The following is a 22,085-nucleotide window of genomic DNA, read 5'->3' as shown; positions in this document are numbered from 1 at the left end:
GGAACCATATGATGAAAAGCTTGAAGTTATCCGTTGCAGCATTACTGGTGTTGTTTTCGAGTGCAACACTTGCAGCACCAGCAGTATCAACCTCCGCCGAAGCTGCCTCAAAAACAGCAACGGCAGTAAAGCAAAATGTTAATTCAGCAAAAAATAAAGCTAATTCATTCGAGAAGAAAGTTACTAAAAAAGTAAAAAACCAAAAAGTATCAAAGAAGAAAACTAGAAATAGCTCAACCAAAAAAGGCGCTAATACGGCTCTTTGCAAAGATGGTAGCTATAGCAAGAGTAAATCCCGTAAAGGAGCTTGCTCTCGCCACGGTGGTGTTGCTAAATGGCTATAAAGTTTCGTTGATTTTTCATCATGCACAATTAGGGGGCTTCGGCTCCCTAATTATTTTTGAGTTTTTTTCATTAAATTACTTAATCGTCATACGATGAATAAAAAACACTTTACTCCCCAATCAGAAATAATTTCACCATTATGATGTTAATTGTCATATTTCCTTCAGAAAAAATATTGCCGTTTATATTTCATTAACTTCAACTTCTCATGCTAAAATTCAGATAAAAAACTTAAAATAAGCCAGAAAAACAGGCAATAAAATATAAACAATAAAATAATTTACAGCAACCCACAATAAAGCAAAAACGCACACGCCAACGAGAGTTGGATTAAAATTGGAAATATTTAATTATAACATATAGTTAAATAAGGATGATTCATTAAATCAAGTTACATAAACGGGCAATATAGCATTATTAAATGTAACATAGATAACCCAATTCACCAGATAAAATCATAATAATCATTACATTAATTTACCATACAAAGTAAAAAATATAGATATTTGTCAGTAGGGTGCTAATATTCGTTACAGAAACTAAACTTATGAATGACGAATAACAGTAGCCATATATTGTTTGCTCTGCTAACATTCGTCTAATTTTTATCCAGAGTAATAAAAAGAGGAGAAGCAATGCCCTCTCTAACGATGAGGACAAGTGCGGTCTTCGCTTTCTTTATCTCATTAATCTTTATCGGTCTGAGCCATGCCTCGACCAGTACCTCAAAAGTGCAAGAGTATTCTCACAATGGCATGCAGGTAAGTTTGCCTGATTTGCGACAATACCCTTCAGGTACACCTCGGAAGAAAGCGTTTTTAAATATTATTGTCCCTGTAATTGATCAGCATAATCAAAAGATTATGCAAGACCGCAAATGGCTCCTGTCACACCAAAAGAATCATCATTGGTCTGTACAGGATAGTAATCTATTAAAAAAGATCTGCATGGATTACAAAATGACCTGCAATTCGCCAAAACAGGTCAATTGGAACAAGTTATTAAGCCGGGTTGATATTATTCCCACCCATTTTGTTGCTACGCAAGCAGCAGCTGAATCAGGTTGGGGAACGTCAGAGCTTGCCAAAAAAAATAATAATCTGTTTGGAATGCGTTGTAACTCTTGCGGCAAAACGAAAGGAAAAGTCAAAGGTTATTCAGTTTACCCTACCATTAATGCTTCCGTCGTTGCCTATATGAAAAACCTGAATACGCACCGTGCTTATGAGTCACTGCGTTCTTCACGTGCAAAGCAGAGAACAACACAGGAGCCGCTGAATATCAGTAAGCTGATTGATAATCTCAATGGTTATTCTGAACTGGGATCTGACTATAATCGCTATTTACATCGGGTATTTAATGGCAACAAGGCGCTGATTTCACAAGTGCAAGAATTGGCTATTCAATAACACTCTCCCAACAATCCACATTGTATTAATTACAAGGTGGATTTTTTTATAATCTATCTCTGTATTATCTACTGTAAACATCGTCAAATTCCATACTATAATGCACTTCAGAATTACATTCTTTCTCCCAACGATAAATGGTTAACCAGAGCCTAATATGAATTTCTTCTCTTTTGAGTTCCTTGGATCGTTTGTTATTCTGCTGGTTGTCTATTGGCTTTTACAAAAAGCGCCCAGGCTACAGAATGGCGTGTTAATTTTAACGAGTTATTTATTTGTATTCTCTTTTGCAGCAAATTTCGCCTATATTTTATTCGCCTATACCCTATTTATTTACTTTTTGGCGAATATTCTTAGTCGTTATTTATCCAATAAGGCTATATTTATACTACTGACATTCGGACTTCTCAGCTGTTTCACTGTTTTCAAATATTACTCTTTCTTTCAAGAGTCGATTCAACAAACATTAGCTAATGTTGAAATCAACGTGGAACTCCCAGTCCTTGAATTGCTGATGCCGCTAGGTCTGTCATTTTATGCGTTCCATTCGGTCAGCTATGTTGTATCAGTATGCAAGAAAGAGCTACCTGCCGCTCCATTGCTTGATGTCATTTTGTATCTTTGCTTTTTTCCCAGCATTGTCGCCGGACCGATTAATCGAGCCAAAGATTTTCTGCCACAGATTTAGGCAACATCCAGAATTGTACTGGAACCATTGAAGGCGCTATTATTGATTACTCTCGCCATTGTAAAACTCTTTTTGCTCAGTTCTACGCTCTCTGAGTCTCTTGTGAATCCTGTTTTTGAAGATCCGATTAACCATCATGCAGGGCAAGTCCTTGTGGCAATTTATGCTTATGCCTGGAATATCTATTTTAACTTTTCCGGCTATACCGACCTTGTCACAGGTATCGCCATGCTATTAGGCTACAAAGTGCCACGTAATTTTGATGCCCCTTATCTGGCTGAAAACTTACAGGTATTTTGGCGACGCTGGCATATCAGCCTGTCAACATTCATCCGTGATTATGTCTACATTCCATTAGGTGGTAACAAAAAAGGTGTATTCCGCAAGAACCTGAATATGTTCACCGCTATGGTTATTTCTGGCCTATGGCATGGTGCTGGTCTTAATTTCATTATTTGGGGTGCTATTCACGGATTAGGGTTAATTCTGCAAAATATTAAAAATGCCCTGCTCCCTGTTTCAAAGAAACAGAGAGCACCACAAGCCAGAAGCCCGATTGCATTATTTTTATCTCGTGTTGTGACATTCCATTTTGTCTGCTTTGCATGGATCTTTTTCCGTAGCCCGACATTTAATGATGCGTTGGCGGTATTAAATCAATTGTTCTCTGGCGAAACATTTGCATCCCTGTTATCCAGCCGTTCTCTATTAATGGTTTTCTGGGGATTCTTTATTATCTATCCTTGGTTGGTGAATTTCAGAAACAAAATTGAAAAAAATCATGGCCTGATTTCCTGGGTTTATTACCCCATTCCCTTAGCCCTGATCCTTACTTTGGTATTTATTTTATCACCTTCAGGAATGCCAGGATTTATCTATGCCAACTTCTGAATTTACCTCTAATCTTAAAAAAGTCGGACAAGCGATTTGTACCGTGGCATTGATCAGCTTAATATTAATTTGGCTTAATCAAGGTTCGTTAGATAATTTCTGGCAACAGAAATATCACCGCAATAGTCCCTGGGCATCTCTCAAGGGGAAACCGTGGTGGGATTTGGGGAATAATGTGCAGCAAGGAGCCATTGCTGCCAGTAAAACTTTTATGGCATATGCGCAAGGCAAATATCAGGATAATCCGTCATCAGCCATGAATATTGATAACAGGCAGACAGTATTTCCCCCTGATTTTCAGGTTGGCTTGCGCTTTCTGGAAGGTTACGTGTATCCCATCGAAAATCTCTCTTTCACCTTTCCTGAGCTACTGAACAAAAATATTAAACTCGTTCAGTCTTCTTTACCGCCAAATCGTTCAGCAGAAAATCCGGTTGTTGAAATTGCCCAGAAAACCCATGTTAATCTGGGCATAAAAGATAAGGTGTTATTTGCCGGTGATTCAATGATGCAGGGCGTGGCCCCACATTTAAAACGTCGGCTGTTTCAGCAATATGGCATTTCCAGTATTAACTTAAGTAAACAAAGTACAGGATTGTCTTATCCTGGTTTCTTTGATTGGCCAAAAACGATTAGCGATGCGTTGAGAACTCACCCTGATATTAAGTTGGTAGTGATATTTTTAGGCCCAAATGATCCGTGGAATATGCCCTCAGGACACGGAGGGCCTTATTTGAAATTCGCCAGTGAAAACTGGGAAGATCTTTATCGCCAAAGAATTGAATCCATCTTAAATGACGCGCGCCAATATCAAGCTGATGTTATTTGGGTTGGACCACCCAATATGCGCCAGAAAAAACTTTCCAGCAGTATGTCTTATCTCAATAAATTGTATCAAACTGAAGTAGAAAAAAAGGGAGAGATCTATGTTGCGGTTAATGATATGTTCAAATATCAGTCGGATAATTATTCAGACTATATTGGCGATGGCAGCAGCACCATCAAACTCCGAAGCGGAGACGGTATTCATTTCAGTTTGAAAGGGCAACAAACCATTGCGGATTATCTATTTTCATTGATCACATTTACTCAGGAGCCAGTTAAAGAAAATGCAACCAGTTAACATGTTCCGTGGATGTTATCGGATAGTGGGTGCAGGTCTGGCTATCGCGCTCTCAATCAGCCTATTATCGTGCAAGGGGGAAAAATCTAAGCCTGCATCGGAACGCCAAACAACACACATACACCGTCAACAACAATTGACGAATTTTGGTGATCCCAATTTCGCGCTATTAACAGATAAATTACGCCACAATGATACTCGCCAACTCCATTTTGTACAATTGGGTGATTCACACACAGCTGCCGATTTCTTTACCGGTAAGTTGCGCAGTTTATTGCAGAATCATTATGGTGACGCAGGGCCAGGTTTTATTCCTCCAATGAGCATTCCTGGTCAGCGTAACGCCTTAATACAATTCTCTGAGGATAAAACCGGTTGGTGGCTTTCCAGCAGCCGCAAGGAGAATCGGGCTGATTATCCATTGGGTGGATTTATCGCCATTCCCGAAAGTACCAGGAGTGCGATACAAATCAAGTCTTCCTCTGCTCATGGCAAGTATTGGCTGAGTGCACTCTATCAATCCCATACAGCGACCCAAATCAAAATGCCATTTACCACCATAGAGTTACCCGCAACACAAAGTGAATGGCATTTCTCACCAGAACAGAGCATTAGTTTCCCCATTGATCTCTATCCACAGGATACACAATTGAAAATTGGCGGCTGGCTGATAAAACGTCAAACCCCTGGCATTATGTTATCTGCATTGGGGATTAATGGCGCCACCATTAATATGCTGGATAAATGGCAACCGCAATGGATTGATACGCTGGCGCAGATAAAACCGGATATGGTCGTTCTCGCCTATGGCACCAATGAAGCCTTTAACGATTCACTGGATTTGGTTGCTTATCAGAAGGATTTGACAGCTAAAATACAAGACATCCGCAGAGCCATACCGCAAGCCGTTATCCTGCTGATTGGGCCGAATGATTCGCTGAAAAATAAAACCGCGGCAAGCTGTGAAGAACAACAACCTGCTTTACTTGATCATGTGATTCAGGTTCAACAAACTGTCGCCAAACAACAGCGTACCCTGTTTTGGGATTGGCGGGAATATATGGGTGGGCCATGTTCGATCAGAAGATGGGAACAGCAAAACCTCGCTCGTCCTGATTACATTCACCTTTCCGCAGACGGTTATGAACGCAGTGCCGAAGCACTTTATACGCAGTTTATGGCATTGATTGAATAATTAAAGTGCCCTATGTAAGTCGTAACAGTTTTTCAATAAAGCGGTTATACCAATCTCCCTGCGTAGCGGGAGATATAAAACGCATCTTGAAAGGCGATTGGTATATTAGTGATTGCGGTTGGTAAGCGAGCATGAAATAAGATTTATTTAGCAGCTAATGAACGTGGATAACACGGGGAATCGTGTAAAACAGCACCTTATGATGGATAAGGTGCCATGAAAAATCGCTTAAAAAGGCTACCACCATTGCGATTAATACTGATATGCAACAGCTTAATTCGTACCGGAAAGTGCTGGCAATACATGTTCAGGATCACGTTCAATAGCGCGCAAAAGTGCTTTTGCAGGACCTGTAGGCTGGCGGCGTCCTTGTTCCCAATTTCTCAATGTATCAACATTCACTGAAATCAGTTTTGCAAATCCAGTTTGGGACAATCCCGTCGATTGTCGAATCTTCTTGACTTGCACAGCTACCACATGTGTTTCACGCGAAGGTTCACGAGTACCATCAATAATTTCATTCATTTGCGTCATACTTTCAGTTAGACGCTCAAACAATTTTGCATCCATTTACCACCTCTCATTGAGATCGCGTAATATCTTTTTCTCTTGTTCTGTTAGATTATCTTTAATCCCTTTTCTATAGATTAACAATAATCTTATCTGTGAATCAGATAATTTGTAGTAATAAATGACTCTTACGCCGCTGCGCTTTCCTTTTCCATAGGAACTCCATCGAATTTTTCTAAGTCCACCAGTATTAGGAATAACTTGACCAAATTCAGGCTGAATAGCCAAAAATGTCTGAAATTCGCGATAATCATCATCTGTTAATAATTGAACTACATCATCTGTAAATATTTTTGTTTCAATAAATAGCATTACTGTCGTTCAATGAACCATGGATAAAATCTATCCTATCACCCAAAAGCTATAAGTCAATGACTGACACTCAATTATAGAAACAACAAAACCTATGTCGAGAAGTTAGGAGAATTAATAAAAAAGCACCTTAATTCATATCATAAGGTGCCATTCGAAATCGCCGCTTAAAAAGGCTTTAGCACATCACAACATAGCGAAATAGATCATACCAACCATCGCGCCGGTTGTGCCGAGAATGGTTTCCATTATCGTCCAGGTTTTTAGGGTTTGTGCTTCTGTCGCACCAGTAAACTTACCGAACAGCCAGAAACCAGAATCGTTCACATGACTAAGAACCAAAGAGCCACCAGCAATACATACTGACAACGCGGCCATTTGCGCACCGGAATAGCCCAATTCACCAACCACTGGCAGAACCAACCCTACCGTGGTCAAACATGCGACAGTCGCCGAACCCTGAATCACTCTCACCGCACCTGACAAAATAAAACACGCCAGCGCGATTGGCAGGCCAGCACCGATCAACGCATTACCCAATGCAGGCCCAACACCTGAATCTACCAGCACTTGTTTGAATACACCACCTGCACCTGTCACCAGCAAAATAATTCCCGCAGGTTGAATCGCTGCAGAGCAGACCTCCATAACTTTCTCTTTGCTCATACCACGACGGATCGCCAACCCGTAAATTGTCACCAGACAAGCAAGCAAAATTGCAATGAAAGGATGACCAAGAAATTCCAGCCAATGATATAGCGTTGATTGCTGATCAACAAAACGAGCACCAATAGTTTTCAAGCCCACCAGTATCAATGGGAATAATACCAATGCCAAGCTGAAGGCAAAGGAAGGCATCTGACCTTTGCCAATACTTGGTGTCCCTAGATCTTTGGGTAAATCCAGTGTCACATATTTGCTGATAAAATTACCGTATATCGGGCCAGCCAATAACATGCCGGGAATGGCAGCACTCAGGCCAATCAATATCATCCAGCCAAAATCGGCTCCCATCTGGGAAGCCAGCATCATTGGCACTGGCCCCGGAACCAAAAATGCGGCCGCCGCCGCAACACCTGCGAACAATGGAAGCGCTAGTTTCACGACATTGCCATTGGTGCGACGTGCAACGGCAAATACCACGCCAATCAATAACACAACCGCCACATCAAAAAACAGTGGTAATGCACAGACAAAACCGGCAACACCCAATGCATAGTTAGCCCGCTTTTCACCAAAGCTATCCAGCAGTTTCACGGCAATCTGGTCAAGGGCTCCCGTTTCATGCAAGATCTTGCCAAACATTGCACCAAGAGCCACAACAATGGCAAGAAAGCCTAAAGTGCCTGCCATACCGTCCTGCATTGTCTGGGTGATTTTCTCCAGTGGCATGCCAGAAAAAACCCCTGCCCCCACAGAAACCATCATCAAGGCAATAAAAGCATGTAACCTGGCTTTCATCACCAAAAACAACAATAGGAGAACAGAGCCGACGGCTGTCAGAACCAGAGTTACAGTACTCATGAACATCCCTCACTAATACGGTTAATGGAGTGGATATGGTCAATAGCTTTAATCGCATTTTTGATGACTTCATCAAGATCAGGTTTGATATCAATGCGATAAATATCCTTTTCATCACGGGTCGGCTCTTCCAGTGTCTCAAATTGCGAGATGAGCATTTGTGGTTTGAAGAAATGCCCCTTGCGTGCTTTCAGGCGGTTTTCGATTAAGTCAAGATCTCCTTTCATATAGAGAAACGACAGGTTTTGATTGCCATCACGTAACATATCCCGATAGCTTTTTTTCAAGGCAGAACACACGAGCAGAGAGATAGGGTTGGTGCGCTGCATGGCAAAAATGGCGTCATTGAGTGCCTTCAACCATGGCCTACGATCATCATCATTCAAAGCTTGGCCCTGTGCCATTTTTGTAATATTGGCGCGGGGATGAAGGAAGTCCCCATCCAGAAAAGCAGCCCCTAGTTCACGGGCAACACCACTGGCAACCGCGGATTTACCGCTGCCGGATACCCCCATCAATACAAAAACGTGATTTGGTTGTTGGGTATCACTCATATCAAACTCCTTTACACAGGTCTTACTGCTTATATATTCATATGATTTTAAATAAAAAAATCAGCAGGGAAATATTACCCACCAAATGTTACCGGTAACTTATTGCTGGTAACATTAACAGTAGAGCCGGATGATGAGCAATCAATCAGGATCATCAAAAAAGGAAAATGTGAGGCTTATCGCAATTGAAAATGGGAAAGCATCATTTCGAGCTACAAAAATTAAACACTTTCACCCAATGAAAGGGTAAACCCAACATCGATCAGAGTTTGTTCCAGCGTCTCCCCTCTCAGACGGGCAAGCAAGGATTCCGCTGCCTTGCGTCCCATTAAGTCACGAGGAGTCAACACGCTGGCAAGCTTGGGAGCCATTACCTGGCCGACATCATGACCATGAAAGCCAGCTATCGCGATCTCTTCCGGTACTTTAATCCCCTGTCGCTGGCACTCGAAAATTGCCCCGATGGCGATATCATCATTCGTACAAAACAAACCATCAATTTCGGGATATTTCTGACAGGATTCCTGCAAAAGCTGCGCGCCTAATGAATAGGAAGAGCTGACTGGTGTCATCATTTTTCTCGGTTGAAGCCCAGCATTGAACATCGCCATTTCAAATCCTTGCAAACGGATCATCGTTCGTTCATCCTGCCGTGCACCAAGATAAATAATGTTTTTGCAGCCGCGTTCGATCATCGCCATCGTCATCTGACGAGCCGCTGCAAAATTATCGATCCCTACTGCAATATCAAGGCAAGGCGATACACTGTCCATCAATTCAACTACGGGTATGCCTACTGTTTGCAACACCTTTAACGTTTTGGGGGTATGCGTGCGTTCAGCCAGAATCAGGCCATCAATATTGTAAGCAAGCAAGGAGAGTAAACGTTCTTCTTCTTTCTGGGCAGAATAACCATAGTGGGCGAGCATGGTTTGATATCCATTGCGATCAGTCACATTCTCGATGCCGCGAATAACTTCAGCGAAGACCTGATTGGTCAAAGAAGGAAGCAAAACACCTATTGCACGGCTGGTGGAATTAGAAAGAATATCGGGTACACGGTTGGGGATATAACCGAGTTGCTCCACAGCTTCCGCTATTCGTTTTCCCAACGCTTCAGAAACCTGATCGGGATTGCGTAAAAAACGGCTGACCGTCATTTTTGTGACCCCAACGAGGTCGGCAACATCTTGTAAAGCTGGGCGTTTTTTCTTCATTTTCAATGTAATACAATCAGTTATTGATAGGTGCAGAGGAATAGCTTGCGGTTTTAACATATTTATACAGCATTACAACACGCTTTCTGGTGAAAAATGCCAATATACTCGCATCTTGTTTAGCAGTAATTACTGAAATTGTGATGGCTTACGCGCGTTTGAGTAAATATTCCAGCAGGCTTAAAAAATGATCTCACCGGATTAGCCAATACCGCTGCTCCTACTCTTCAGTTTCCGGCTGCGTACACAACAACCAGCATTCTAATGAATCTCCCCATCGTTCAATACACAATAGAATAGTTTTCATGACCTTATTTTCTTTACCATTAAATTAACGCCACTCTCATTTTGTTATTGTTGTGACGGGAATCTCATAAATTGGTAAATAAGAGTTGAGAATATGAATTAAATGCGATCTACATTACAGATGGTAAATCATAAAAATGAAAGGAAAAATTTGGCTGACTTTATAGGCTAAAAAAATGGTAGAATTTTTCGGTCCTAAAAAGATTTTATAAAACAGATGGATAAAATTAGGGGTGTTCCCCGTGAGTACGGGGATAAACCGGTGCTGTTAACCCTCTGATTCAACGCACTTCAGTGTTCCCCGTGAGTACGGGGATAAACCGGGCAGGTGGAGTTCAGAGACGACCTGAGTTTGGTGTTCCCCGTGAGTACGGGGATAAACCAGCAGATTGAGTTATAAACAAAATGATCCCTATAGTGTTCCCCGTGAGTACGGGGATAAACCGCCTGCGGCGATGGAAAACGGGCTTTATTGGTTGTGTTCCCCGTGAGTACGGGGATAAACCGGTGATCCGACTGGTTGACATCAATGAATATAAGTGTTCCCCGTGAGTACGGGGATAAACCGGACTGTCAGATTGCCCCTGAATACGACGAGCCGTGTTCCCCGTGAGTACGGGGATAAACCGCACCTTGGGGCCAGCCAACGAGCCATCTTTTGGTGTTCCCCGTGAGTACGGGGATAAACCGAGCTTGGTTTGAAGTCTTACCGTTTTTCTATTGTGTTCCCCGTGAGTACGGGGATAAACCGCGATATTATGGAAAGCACATTGATAATGAGGCGTGTTCCCCGTGAGTACGGGGATAAACCGTATATACTTAGTGACGTGATATCATAAAATTGGTGTTCCCCGTGAGTACGGGGATAAACCGCTCACTTGGTCGCGCAGAGAGTTAAATCAGAAGTGTTCCCCGTGAGTACGGGGATAAACCGAAAACCGTCGGAGTTGTGTTTGGTAAATTTTAGTGTTCCCCGTGAGTACGGGGATAAACCGGTATCATTGAGGACGCACGTTTCAAAACCTATGTGTTCCCCGTGAGTACGGGGATAAACCGACCATTACTTACTCGTCTTGGGTGTATATTCAGTGTTCCCCGTGAGTACGGGGATAAACCGGTTTTCTATTTCCTTACAAATCTGCACTATATGTGTTCCCCGTGAGTACGGGGATAAACCGACCGGGATATTCATGTTTTGGATGCCAGTAGCGTGTTCCCCGTGAGTACGGGGATAAACCTAATTTTCATGCTTTTTGAACTTATGCCCTGTAGTGTTCCCCGTGAGTACGGGGATAAACCGGAGTTCATAAAGCCAGGACATTGTTTGAAGATGTGTTCCCCGTGAGTACGGGGATAAACCGAAAAAAAGTCGAAAGGAAAAAGCACCCAGCTGGTGTTCCCCGTGAGTACGGGGATAAACCGGCATTTCGGTGACTGAAAATTAAGGTGTGAAAGTGTTCCCCGTGAGTACGGGGATAAACCGATAGATATCGCTGTAATCAAATCGAATTATGCGTGTTCCCCGTGAGTACGGGGATAAACCGAATTAAAGCCATTCCCTGCTCATCGTCGTGAACGTGTTCCCCGTGAGTACGGGGATAAACCGTTCTTCCAACACACTACGCTTGCGAGGATTGAGTGTTCCCCGTGAGTACGGGGATAAACCCCCTCGCCTCCGGGATTATTTCTGAGGAACTTGTGTTCCCCGTGAGTACGGGGATAAACCGCCAACTGTGTGCTTTTCTGCGTAAAAGAGCGCGTGTTCCCCGTGAGTACGGGGATAAACCGGCTGGACGTCTGTTAATGCGCAGGACATTCGGGTGTTCCCCGTGAGTACGGGGATAAACCGCATGTATATGCAAATCAGGTACATAACCGTGAGTGTTCCCCGTGAGTACGGGGATAAACCGCAACCAATATTGAATTGTCAGTAGGGCATTTGCGTGTTCCCCGTGAGTACGGGGATAAACACTTACTTGGATAACAAAATCATACACTTTAGAGACTTGAAAATATAATTGGCGCAAAAAGTCACTAAAAGCACTACTGGCTTCAAATCCCGTTAAAACTATAAACAAACTTCAACAAGAAATTAGATCCCTGAAACGAAAAGCAACCTATCAAGATAAGACATTATCAGATAAGTCCACTCAGAAATTATTACAGGATAACCATAAAGAGAATCATCAAAATTTAGCTCATTATGATGCTATAGGGTTTCCATCACTAACGGTTCACATAATCCTGAATGTGATCAATATTCCATATAAGATAAAATGTTAGTGATAACATAATATAAAATAGGGTAAATTCTCCAAATCCGTTGTTAACGTAGTGGATTTAACTCATTTTTTAAGTAGCTCGCTATTTTAAAAAATATAATCACCCAGGAAAACACTTTGAACGCTAATAATGCAACAGAAATAACTTACTGGAATCGTATGGTACCAGAACTTACCGTGACCAATTTTGCAGTTTCACTTGATTTCTATCAAAAAATATTAGGGTTCGAAATATTAATTCGTCGAGAAAATCCTGATTTTGTTTATTTAGGATTAGGTGAAGCACAATTAATGCTGGAAGTATTTCATGACGATGGTTGGAATACTGGAGAACTTAATAGACCATTAGGGCGTGGTATTAATTTTCAAATTGAAGTCGATAACATTATGTCAATCCTGGAAAACCTGAAAATTAACGAAATCGAACTTTATCGACCACTGGAAGATAATTATTATTGCATAGGTGATACCACAATCTGTCAGAGGGAATTTCTCGTTCAAGATCCAGATGGTTATTTACTTCGATTTAGCCAATATAGAGAAAACGCAGAAGATTAATGACAAACCATTAATATAGGCAAGTTATAATTATTTATTCATGAGAGCATATGACTAATTTAATAAATAACTTTAATTACCTCACACGATATTGGGGCAAAGCCCAAAAAAATCCCTATTCTGACGAAAATTACCATCTTCTGGCTTATCATTGTCTGGATGTTGCCGCAGTAGGCCAATTATTATTGGCGCCACATAAAAAATTAACGCGAGATCTCGCAACCTTTTTGGGATTATCACCAGAATCGTTACAAAACCTGTTTACATTTTTTCTGGTACTGCACGATATCGGCAAATTTGCCTCTGCATTTCAACAACTATATTCCCAAGAAAATACAGATCTGCTTAAACCTTATAAATGTACCCCCTATGATTCCAAACATTTCAGGCATGATAGATTGGGACTGTTTTTCTGGAAAAAAATCCAAGACCACGTCCTATTCTCGTTAGTGGGCAGCAATCACCTGCAACTCAGGGAAAAAGACCGTGCTCAAGATACATTGATGATTTTAATGCAATGTGTGCTTGGTCATCACGGTAAACCCATTGATGACGGCCGTTGGCAAGATATTGTCGATTTTACTGCTCCCGATAATATTAATGTTATTGACGCTACAGCATTTGTTCATGATCTGCTCACGCTTTTTCAACCTCGTCTGCCACTGGCAAAGCTCCTTTCAAAAGACTGGCAACGAAACCTAAAACAGGTGAGTTGGCAACTTGCCGGTATTGTCGTGCTGGCTGACTGGATAGGCTCTGACTGCTACCATTTTCGTTATCAAACCAAAGCCCTTCCACTGGCAGAATATTGGCAGCTGGCCCAAAAACAAGCCCAGGTTGCCTTGAATGGCATTGATCTCCATAACACGCCAGTGATATCGCCGTACACTTCTATCCAGGATTATTACCGCTTTTCACCGACCCCATTACAAAAATGGGCGGAGGAAGTCCCGATTGATGACTCCCCACAACTTTTTATTCTGGAAGACGTTACGGGCGCAGGCAAAACAGAAGCCGCCCTCGCTCTGACTCACCGCTTAATGCAAACCGGGGCTGCGGACGGTTTCTATTTTGGCCTGCCAACAATGGCAACGTCTAACGCCATGTTTGGCCGAATCGTCAAGCACTACCATCATATGTTCGATACAAAGAACAGCAAACTGCCTAGTATCATTCTCGCGCACGGTGCACGTGAAATGAATGATAATTTCCGTGACATCATCCTGACGTCTGAACATAACGACAGTGATTACACCAGAGACGATAGCACTGCGACAGCACAGTGCCACCGATGGTTAGCTGATTCTAATAAAAAAGCCCTATTGGCATCGGTGGGGGTAGGTACTATCGATCAGGCATTACTTGCCGTTTTACCGAGAAAATACCAGTCACTTCGATTGATTGGATTAAATCGCAAAGTATTGATCTTTGATGAAGTACACGCCGCCGATGAATACATGTTTGCATTGCTGGAAAGCGTATTAAGTCTGCACCTGCACCAGGGGGGTTCCGTGGTATTACTGACTGCCACACTCTCCTTGAAACAACGCCAACGACTGGTGGATATCTGGTTATCTGCTAGCGGCATACCGCCACAAAAATTGCAAAAAACCGCCTTTCCACTGGCAACTCATGTCACGTTAAATCCAGAAGCTCCATTGGTTGAAACTCCCCTGCACAGTCGTCCAGATGTCAGCCGTACTGTCACCGTAAAAACGGTGAATCATCTGGATGAATGTGTACAAATCGCCCTCAACGCCGCTCAAAATGGGCAATGTGTGGTTTGGGTTCGCAACTCCGTGGATGATGTACTCCATGCTTTCCGACTCATTCAGTCACAAATGGAGCAGCCGGAAAATTGCCTGTTATTCCACAGCCGTTTTATTTTGCATGACAGAAAAGCGATCGAAAATCGTGTGCTGGCAATATTTGGTAAAGAAAGCAAACAGAAGGATCGGCAAGGAAAGATCCTGATTACAACGCAAGTGTTTCAGGAAAGCCTTGATGCAGATACGGATGTCATGATCTCTGATATCTGCCCGATCGATGACTTGATTCAGCGGGTTGGTCGTTTGCACCGCCATACTCGTAACGCAAATAGCGAATACAAGCAAGGTATTACCGATAGCCGCTCTGCGCCTGAATTATATCTCCACGCCCCAGAATGGGATGATCAACCCAAAGCGGATTGGCTGAGCAAAGACTTTCGCAATACCCAATATGTTTATCGTTCAGCCGGACGTTTATGGCTTGGCTTACGCGAACTCCTGCGCTTGGGAGCGATTCGTATGCCTGCTGAGGCGCGAACCTTGATCGAAGCCGTTTACGGTGAAGATGCTGATGAACAGATCCCTGATGCACTCAAAGCCAAGGATAATGAAGAAATCGGAGAAGGGCGGAGCAAAGATGCCGCAGCACGATCACAAGCCCTGCAATGGCAGCGCTATGAATATAGCAAACGCAGTGCCCGTGGTTGGTATGACGATAACTGCGATATCAGCACCCGATTCAGCGATATCGAGACAGTGAGCGTGCTGCTCGTCAGACGGACCGAAAGTGGTGAATTGATACCGTGGGTAGAGGATGAAAAATTCCCTGTCCAATTAAGTATTGTCAAAATATCAAAAAACAAATTTGCCGATAAGTTGCACCCCATACCAGAGTCCCTTTCTCAAGCCATGGAGCGGTTACAGGGTAAATTCAACTCCGTCAAATACCTGCACATCTGGCTGCCAGAGAGTGACCCGCATTTTACTTATGATCCCAACATTGGTTTTTATCCCAAGCAGGAGGCGTAATGAACCTCGTTAAAGACGCATGGCTGACTTTTAGCATGAGAGATGGTAGCGAGAAAAGGTTACCGCTAGCGGCAATCTGCGATCCCGCCGTTGTCGATTTTGCCCTGCCACGGGCTGATTTTCAGGGCGCCGCTTACCAGTTGGCCATTGGCTTGCTGCAAACGGCTTTTGCTCCCGAAGATAAATACGAATGGCATGAATATTACGAGCAAGCCCCTACACAAGCTGACTTACAAGCTGCATTTCATCGGGTAGAACATGCTTTCAACCTGACAGGAAATGGCCCTCTGTTTATGCAGGATTTTGATTCGTTAGCTGAAAAAAAACCCACCAACATTTCAGGGTTGTTGATTGAATCACCTGGGGAAAAAACATTGAAGGATAATACTGATCACTTTATCAAACGCAACCAATGTGACGTGATCTCCCCTGAAATGGCCGCCATTGCCCTATTCACACTACAGATTAACGCGCCTGCCGGCGGTGCTGGACATCGTGTCGGGTTACGGGGAGGTGGTCCACTCACGACCTTGATTCAGCCACAAGAAGCGGATGCTTCGCTATGGCAAAAACTTTGGCTGAATGTCATTAATCGGGAACATTGGCCTTACCCCGATCCTGATCTCAATAGCCCAGACGTTTTTCCTTGGTTGGGTAAAACTAATAACAGCCAAAAAGCAGGGACAGAAATTTACGCACATAATGTCCATGAACTGCATATGTATTGGGCCATGCCACGGCGGATCCAGCTGGAGATAGAGGATAAGCCCGCCATCTGCCAATTAACAGGGCAAGCAACTCACCCATCCGTTTCGGGTTATCGTACCCAAAACGATGGCAACAATTATTCTGGTACCTGGCAACACCCTCTAACCCCCTATTGGTGGAATCCGAAAAAACCGGATGAAGTGCACCTTTCTATCAAAGGGCAGCCCGGCGGCATTACCTATAAGATCTGGGATAGCCTGACTTTTTCCGATGATAAACAGGGTCAACAGGCAGCCCAGGTTGTCGACCATTTTAACCAGATCAATGATTATTTTGCCGATGAACAAAGTTCCACCCCTCGGTTATGGGTTTTTGGCTATGATATGGAAAAAATGAAAGCCCGCGGTTGGCATTCCACTACTTTGCCTCTGTTTTCCATGCCGATTGAAAAGAAAGATGCCATCTTCCGGCGCGTCAAGACACTCCAAAACCTCACTGTCAATGCGTTGACGCAGTGCCGTACCCAGATCAAAAGCGCGTGGTTCCGTCGCCCGAATGAGACAAAAGGCGATATGTCATTTATTGATGCGACCTTCTACCAACGCACTCAAACCGCCTTCTTTAAGGCTGTACAACAGATTGTCAGCATAAAGCGTCTTCCCTCTCCACCGAAGACGCTAAAACCTGGCTCTACCAACTTAGAAATACCTGCTTTGATCTCTTTGATGAATTTGTACTGTCAGAAGATACCGATCCCAAAAAACTCATAGAAAAAATCGAAGCGCGGCAAACACTTACCAAGTGGTTAATGGGTTCTAAAGATATCAAGTCATTTATGGCAGAGCACAATATAGAAATCCAATCATCCAAGAACAAAAAGAAGGGGGAAATTATCAATGAATAACCTAAGTGAAGGTCGTTTACTACGCTGGTGGGAAAGCATGTTTTTATCCTCCGAAGAATTGAAGAAAAAAGAGATCCCCCCTGCACCAACGCTCTTTAAAGCTGAATTAAAGCGTTGCCAGGATATTGAGGCAGCAGCTTTAACCGAAGGTTTTCGCGCATTATGGTTCAGCTTGCCCGAAGATATCACCAAAGAGGCTCAGCAACAGACTGTTACGCGATGGGCGATGATTGCCGTCACGCTGGTGTATGTCAAAACCAACACCACCACTAATCTGGCAACTGCTGCAGGCACCAAAACCGAAAACGACAAGCCGATTGTCAGTACACATCGCTTTGCCCAATTGCAAGCAGCCAAAACACCCGATGAATTTATTATGCGTTTGCGGCGCATCCTACAACAACTGAAAGGCCAGGTTTCCGTGTTATCCCTTGCCAAAGATATTGAACAATGGTTGAGAGAGTACCACCAGCCAAGAGCATATCGCGCCAATAAACGCCTCTGTGTGCAATGGGCGATGGATTACTACAAGGTCGCTAAATAACGCCAATAATTAACCCATTTTAAGCTAATAAGGAATTTTAAATGAGCCAATTTATTCAGCTACATCTGTTAACTTCCTACCCGCCTGCCAATCTGAACCGCGACGATCTCGGACGCCCTAAAACCGCCAGAATGGGCGGAGCGGAGAGATTAAGAATTAGTTCTCAAAGCTTGAAACGCCATTGGCGCATCTCTGATCTGTTTCAGGATGCCCTCGCAGAGCACCTTGGTTTTCGCACCAAGCGCTTTGGATTTCAGGTTTATCAACGCCTGCTTACTGGAGGAATCAAAGAGAAGCAAGCCACTGAATGGGCTTCTGCCATTGCGGAAGTCTTTGGCACAAATAAAAAAAATGACCCTCTGGAAATTGAACAACTGGTACATATCAGCCCGGCAGAAAAAGAGGCTACCTTTGCATTGGCCGATAAAATTATTGCCGAAAATCGCGCACCAACCAAGGAAGAACTGAATCTGCTGAGCAGAGAAAAAACAGCCGTAGATATTGCATTGTTTGGACGTATGCTGGCATCCAGCCCTGCCTATAATGTGGAAGCAGCCTGTCAGGTTGCCCACGCTATCAGCGTTCACAGTGTTGCGGTGGAAGATGACTATTTTACCGCTGTTGACGATCTCAATGCGGGCAAAAGCGATTCCGGTTCAGCTCATATTGGCGAAACTGGCTTTGCGGCTGCTCTGTTCTACAGCTATATCTGTATCAACAAATCTTTACTAATCGAAAATCTGTCAGGTAATGAAACCCTGGCGAATCAAGCCATCGCAGCCCTGACAGAAGCCGCTATTAAAATCGCCCCATCCGGTAAACAAAACAGTTTCGGCTCCCGAGCCTATGCCAGCTATGTGTTGGCGGAAAAGGGAGAATATCAACCTCGCTCCCTGTCTGTTGCATTCTTAAAGCCCGTTGATAGCGAAGATCAGGCAACCGATGCCATCAAAGCGTTAGAAAACCAGAGAGAAAACTTCGATAACGTTTATGGCGCTTGTGCTGACACGCGCTATAGCATCAATGCCGTCACGGGTAAAGGCTGTTTTGCTGAGCTACTTCAATTCGTTACTGAATAAAAGAGGCCAATATGAAGACTTACCTGGTCTTTCGTTTATATGGGGCACTAGCCAGTTGGGGAGTAGAAGCGGTCGGTAAAAACCGGCCAACCGGCACTTATCCAACCCGTTCGGCTATTCTGGGGTTATTAGGTGCAGCACTGGGCATCCGGCGCGATGATGAAACACAACTCATGGCATTGCAGCAGAGTGTCAAGATCGCCATCAAACAGATCGTTTCCGGTTTATTGATGCGGGATTACCATACCTCCCAGGTTCCTTCGCAAGAGAAAAAACGGGCACATCTGACCCGTAAAAGTGAGTTACGTGATAAATCCAAATTAAACAACATACTGTCTTCACGCGATTACCTTGCTGATGGCGTGTGGGTTATCGCTATTTCCTTGACCGAACAGGCCAGTTTCCCCCTTTCTGCCCTGCGTGACGCGCTGCTAAAACCCGTTTTTACGCTGAGCCTTGGGCGAAAATCCTGCCCTCTTTCACTTCCGATGATGCCGCAACTGGCAGAATATCTGTCATTAAAAGCCGCCCTTGATACGCCTTTTCCTCTCTTGCCTTATCAATCAGAAAAGGCCAATCACTCTTATTGGCAACGTAATCATGATGTCGTGAGTTATTTCTGGGAAGGAGATAAAGACGAGATCACGATCCCTGATACGACAATACTGACGCATCAACTTTGGGATGAGCCACTATCACGTAGCCGCTGGCAGTTTACGCAACGCACGATGCACCAATTATCGTTCCAGTTATCAGTCGTGGAGGGAACACATGTATCTGTCTAAAGTCACCTTGCACCCTTCTGCTTACTCTATACAAGCACCGTCACGAAAACAGACGAAAAATGATGTCTATGCTTCCCACCAACTCTTGTGGCAATTGTTTACGGAGCAGGAAGAACGCAATTTCCTTTTCAGGCAAGAGATGAGCTTAAGTGGCAGACCTGAATTTCTTGTGTTGTCTACGACCATACCGATAGCCAACTCCCCGCGGTTCCAGATTCAGACCAAGCCTTTTGCCCCTCAATTACATAACGGACAAAAACTGGCGTTTAAACTCCGCGCAAATCCCACTGTCTGCCTCACAAATAAAAATTCAGGCAAACAACTTCGCCATGATGTGTTGATGCACGCCAAGCGTCAGGCAAGACATGCTGGTAGCTCAGAAGACCTTGAATCAGCAATGATGCAGGCCGCCCAAACCTGGATACAAGATGAAAAACGGCTGGCTAATTGGGGGATTCGCTTTGATTTTGCTCCGGATATTGAACGCTATACCCAACATAGCAGCTTTAAAGCCTCTGGCCAGAAAGTGGCATTTTCCAGCGTAGATTTTCAGGGCGTACTCACTTTGTCAGATAGCGAACTTTTCCTTGAGCAATACCAGAAAGGGTTTGGCAGAGCAAAATCCTTTGGTTGTGGGCTGATGCTAATAAGGGCACTGTAATGGCATTTATTCCATTAAAACCCATTCCCATCAAGAACAGGAATTCGATGATCTTTATTGGTATGGGACGTATTGATGTCAAAGATAATGCGTTTGTTGTGATTGATGAAGTCAACGGCGAACGTATGCATATTCCCGTCGGCTCCCTTGCTTGCATTATGCTGGAGCCAGGTACCCGCATTAGTCATGCTGCGGTAAAATTGGCATCTACCACCGGAACATTGCTTATTTGGGTGGGAGAAGCCGGTGTCAGACTCTATTCCGTAGGACAGCCAGGCGGTGCGCGTTCAGACCGGCTGCTTTATCAGGCTAAATTAGCACTGGATGAGGATTTAAGGCTCAAAGTTGTCCGCAAAATGTTTGAATTACGTTTTGGTGAACCCGCTCCCCAAAAACGCAATGTCGAACAGCTTCGGGGCATTGAAGGTGCCCGCGTCAGGAAAACCTATCAAATATTGGCAAAACAATATGGCGTAAAATGGCACGGGCGCAATTACGATCATACCGATTGGGATAAGGGTGATCTCATCAACCGCTGCATTAGTGCAGCAACCTCATGCCTATATGGAGTGACCGAAGCCGCTATTCTGGCGGCGGGTTATGCACCTGCTATTGGTTTTCTGCATACTGGCAAGCCTTTGTCATTTGTCTATGATATTGCAGATATCTTAAAGTTTGATACCGTCGTGCCTATTGCATTTAAAGTTGCTGCCACCAATAGTATTGCTTCTGACAGGCAAGTCAGAATTGCTTGTCGTGAAAAATTCAGGACAGACAAAATTCTGAAACGCCTTATTCCCTTAATTGAAGAAGTGCTTGCGGCGGGCGAAATTTCCCCACCGCTCCCTCCTGCTGATGCACAACCTCCGGCGATTCCCGAACCCATTTCTATCGGTGACATTGGACACAGGAGTCAATAGAGATGAGTATGACGGTGGTCGTAACAGAAGCTGTTCCTCCTAGATTACGGGGGCGGCTGGCTATTTGGTTACTGGAAATACGGGCAGGGGTTTATGTGGGTAATATATCCCATAAAATCAGGGAAATGATTTGGCAACAAATCACGGAGCTGACCGAAGATGGAAATGCAGTTATGGCATGGCAGACCAACACCGAATCTGGATTTGATTTTCAAACCTTTGGTGAAAACCGAAGGGAACCGATAGATTTTGATGGACTGCGTTTAGTGAAATTTAAACCACTTTCTGAGGATTAGTTTGGGTATTCCCTGTAGGTACGGAGATAAACCGCAAACGCTGATTGTAGAACGAGACAAAAACAAATATTCCCCATAGGCTCAATGAATAATTCCAATATGAAAAACATAAAAAAAATTAATATAAATTAAATGAGATAATAGAAAACCAAAGATAAGATTATCAATTGTCGTTTAACAATGGCTTATTGTGATAAGTCATGTAAATAATAAATAAAATTAAAACCGTTATAGATTATCTTCTTATTTTAAGTAACCGAAATAAAAATCAATATAAGAAATAATTGCAATATAAATTAATTATTTTTACTAACATCTGGAGAGATAAAACTCGCTCTATTTGACGATAAAACAAACGAATATTTCAAATCGTGCGATATTCCACCTACAAACATAACTCATTGATGATTGCCCAA

At 43.4% G+C, this 22,085-nt stretch carries 18 protein-coding genes, 1 pseudogene and 1 CRISPR repeat array; of the genes and pseudogenes, 14 read left to right on the top strand and 5 right to left on the bottom strand.

The genetic code is table 11. The features are described from left to right. Positions 1-8 precede the first annotated feature (8 nt). The 5 genes and pseudogenes from IQ209_RS06805 to IQ209_RS06785 all read left to right on the top strand — a co-directional run bounded on the left by IQ209_RS06805 (position 9) and on the right by IQ209_RS06785 (position 5,651). Complete coding sequence (locus IQ209_RS06805) at positions 9-344, top strand: DUF3761 domain-containing protein (protein ID WP_228005752.1); 336 nt, start codon at positions 9-11, stop codon at positions 342-344. Positions 345-980: 636 nt separating this feature from the next. Further along, entirely contained in the window at positions 981-1,754 is a 774-nt protein-coding gene (locus tag IQ209_RS06800) for a protein bax (protein ID WP_193850193.1), read from the top strand. 157 nt (positions 1,755-1,911) lie between these two features. After that, positions 1,912-3,333, top strand: a pseudogene (locus tag IQ209_RS18740) (MBOAT family protein). Beyond that, positions 3,320-4,456, top strand: a complete 1,137-nt coding sequence (locus tag IQ209_RS06790; protein WP_193850191.1) for an SGNH family hydrolase — start codon at positions 3,320-3,322, stop codon at positions 4,454-4,456. The pseudogene IQ209_RS18740 and the gene IQ209_RS06790 overlap by 14 nt, the downstream one beginning before the upstream one ends. After that, positions 4,443-5,651 (top strand): SGNH/GDSL hydrolase family protein, encoded by a 1,209-nt coding sequence (locus IQ209_RS06785; protein ID WP_193850189.1) that lies wholly within the window; start codon positions 4,443-4,445, stop codon positions 5,649-5,651. The genes IQ209_RS06790 and IQ209_RS06785 overlap by 14 nt, the downstream gene beginning before the upstream one ends. Before the next feature lie 273 nt (positions 5,652-5,924). Here the strand turns inward: IQ209_RS06785 and nadS are convergent, their stop codons facing one another. The 5 genes from nadS to gntR all read right to left on the bottom strand — a co-directional run bounded on the left by nadS (position 5,925) and on the right by gntR (position 9,828). After that, a complete protein-coding gene (nadS, locus tag IQ209_RS06780; protein ID WP_189758784.1) occupies positions 5,925-6,221 on the bottom strand; it encodes a NadS family protein in 297 nt (98 codons plus the stop codon). After that, on the bottom strand, positions 6,222-6,533 hold the full coding sequence (locus IQ209_RS06775) for a type II toxin-antitoxin system RelE/ParE family toxin (protein WP_189758785.1): 312 nt from the start codon (positions 6,531-6,533) through the stop codon (positions 6,222-6,224). Between the two features lie 186 nt (positions 6,534-6,719). Beyond that, on the bottom strand, positions 6,720-8,057 hold the full coding sequence (gene gntU / locus IQ209_RS06770) for a gluconate transporter (RefSeq protein WP_193850187.1): 1,338 nt from the start codon (positions 8,055-8,057) through the stop codon (positions 6,720-6,722). Continuing rightward, positions 8,054-8,611 carry a gluconokinase gene (gene gntK / locus IQ209_RS06765; RefSeq protein ID WP_193850185.1) on the bottom strand — a complete coding sequence of 186 codons (558 nt, stop codon included), beginning with the start codon at positions 8,609-8,611 and terminating at the stop codon, positions 8,054-8,056. Before gntK ends, gntU begins: the two co-directional genes overlap by 4 nt. Before the next feature lie 221 nt (positions 8,612-8,832). Continuing rightward, positions 8,833-9,828: a gluconate operon transcriptional repressor GntR gene (gene gntR / locus IQ209_RS06760; protein ID WP_193850311.1), complete on the bottom strand. Its 996-nt coding sequence runs from the start codon at positions 9,826-9,828 to the stop codon at positions 8,833-8,835. A 539-nt stretch (positions 9,829-10,367) separates the two neighbouring features. Next, a CRISPR array of direct repeats spans positions 10,368-12,106; the repeat unit is 28 nt; unit sequence GTGTTCCCCGTGAGTACGGGGATAAACC. A gap of 469 nt (positions 12,107-12,575) precedes the next feature. On the opposite strand from gntR, the gene IQ209_RS06755 reads away from it, so the two are divergent. From IQ209_RS06755 to cas2e, 9 genes are all read left to right on the top strand, one after another. Next, a complete protein-coding gene (locus tag IQ209_RS06755) occupies positions 12,576-12,974 on the top strand; it encodes a VOC family protein (RefSeq protein ID WP_193850309.1) in 399 nt (132 codons plus the stop codon). A gap of 50 nt (positions 12,975-13,024) precedes the next feature. After that, on the top strand, positions 13,025-15,772 hold the full coding sequence (gene cas3 / locus IQ209_RS06750) for a CRISPR-associated helicase Cas3' (RefSeq protein ID WP_193850182.1): 2,748 nt from the start codon (positions 13,025-13,027) through the stop codon (positions 15,770-15,772). After that, complete coding sequence (gene casA / locus IQ209_RS06745; protein WP_228005751.1) at positions 15,772-17,250, top strand: type I-E CRISPR-associated protein Cse1/CasA; 1,479 nt, start codon at positions 15,772-15,774, stop codon at positions 17,248-17,250. The genes cas3 and casA overlap by 1 nt, the downstream gene beginning before the upstream one ends. Before the next feature lie 126 nt (positions 17,251-17,376). Then, positions 17,377-17,928 (top strand): type I-E CRISPR-associated protein Cse2/CasB, encoded by a 552-nt coding sequence (gene casB / locus IQ209_RS06740; RefSeq protein ID WP_193850180.1) that lies wholly within the window; start codon positions 17,377-17,379, stop codon positions 17,926-17,928. Positions 17,929-17,969: 41 nt separating this feature from the next. Beyond that, complete coding sequence (cas7e, locus tag IQ209_RS06735; protein ID WP_193850178.1) at positions 17,970-19,007, top strand: type I-E CRISPR-associated protein Cas7/Cse4/CasC; 1,038 nt, start codon at positions 17,970-17,972, stop codon at positions 19,005-19,007. A gap of 11 nt (positions 19,008-19,018) precedes the next feature. After that, entirely contained in the window at positions 19,019-19,792 is a 774-nt protein-coding gene (gene cas5e / locus IQ209_RS06730) for a type I-E CRISPR-associated protein Cas5/CasD (protein WP_193850177.1), read from the top strand. Continuing rightward, positions 19,779-20,453 (top strand): type I-E CRISPR-associated protein Cas6/Cse3/CasE, encoded by a 675-nt coding sequence (cas6e, locus tag IQ209_RS06725; protein ID WP_193850175.1) that lies wholly within the window; start codon positions 19,779-19,781, stop codon positions 20,451-20,453. The genes cas5e and cas6e overlap by 14 nt, the downstream gene beginning before the upstream one ends. After that, on the top strand, positions 20,453-21,373 hold the full coding sequence (gene cas1e, locus IQ209_RS06720) for a type I-E CRISPR-associated endonuclease Cas1e (RefSeq protein WP_193850173.1): 921 nt from the start codon (positions 20,453-20,455) through the stop codon (positions 21,371-21,373). Before cas6e ends, cas1e begins: the two co-directional genes overlap by 1 nt. 2 nt (positions 21,374-21,375) lie before the next feature. Next, a complete protein-coding gene (gene cas2e / locus IQ209_RS06715) occupies positions 21,376-21,669 on the top strand; it encodes a type I-E CRISPR-associated endoribonuclease Cas2e (RefSeq protein ID WP_189758795.1) in 294 nt (97 codons plus the stop codon). Positions 21,670-22,085: the final 416 nt, after the last annotated feature.

It is taken from the genome of Xenorhabdus sp. BG5, from assembly GCF_015163665.1.
Classification (GTDB): domain Bacteria; phylum Pseudomonadota; class Gammaproteobacteria; order Enterobacterales; family Enterobacteriaceae; genus Xenorhabdus.
Note: the sequence above shows the minus strand (reverse complement) of the source record. Positions and strands in the feature narration are given on the sequence as shown.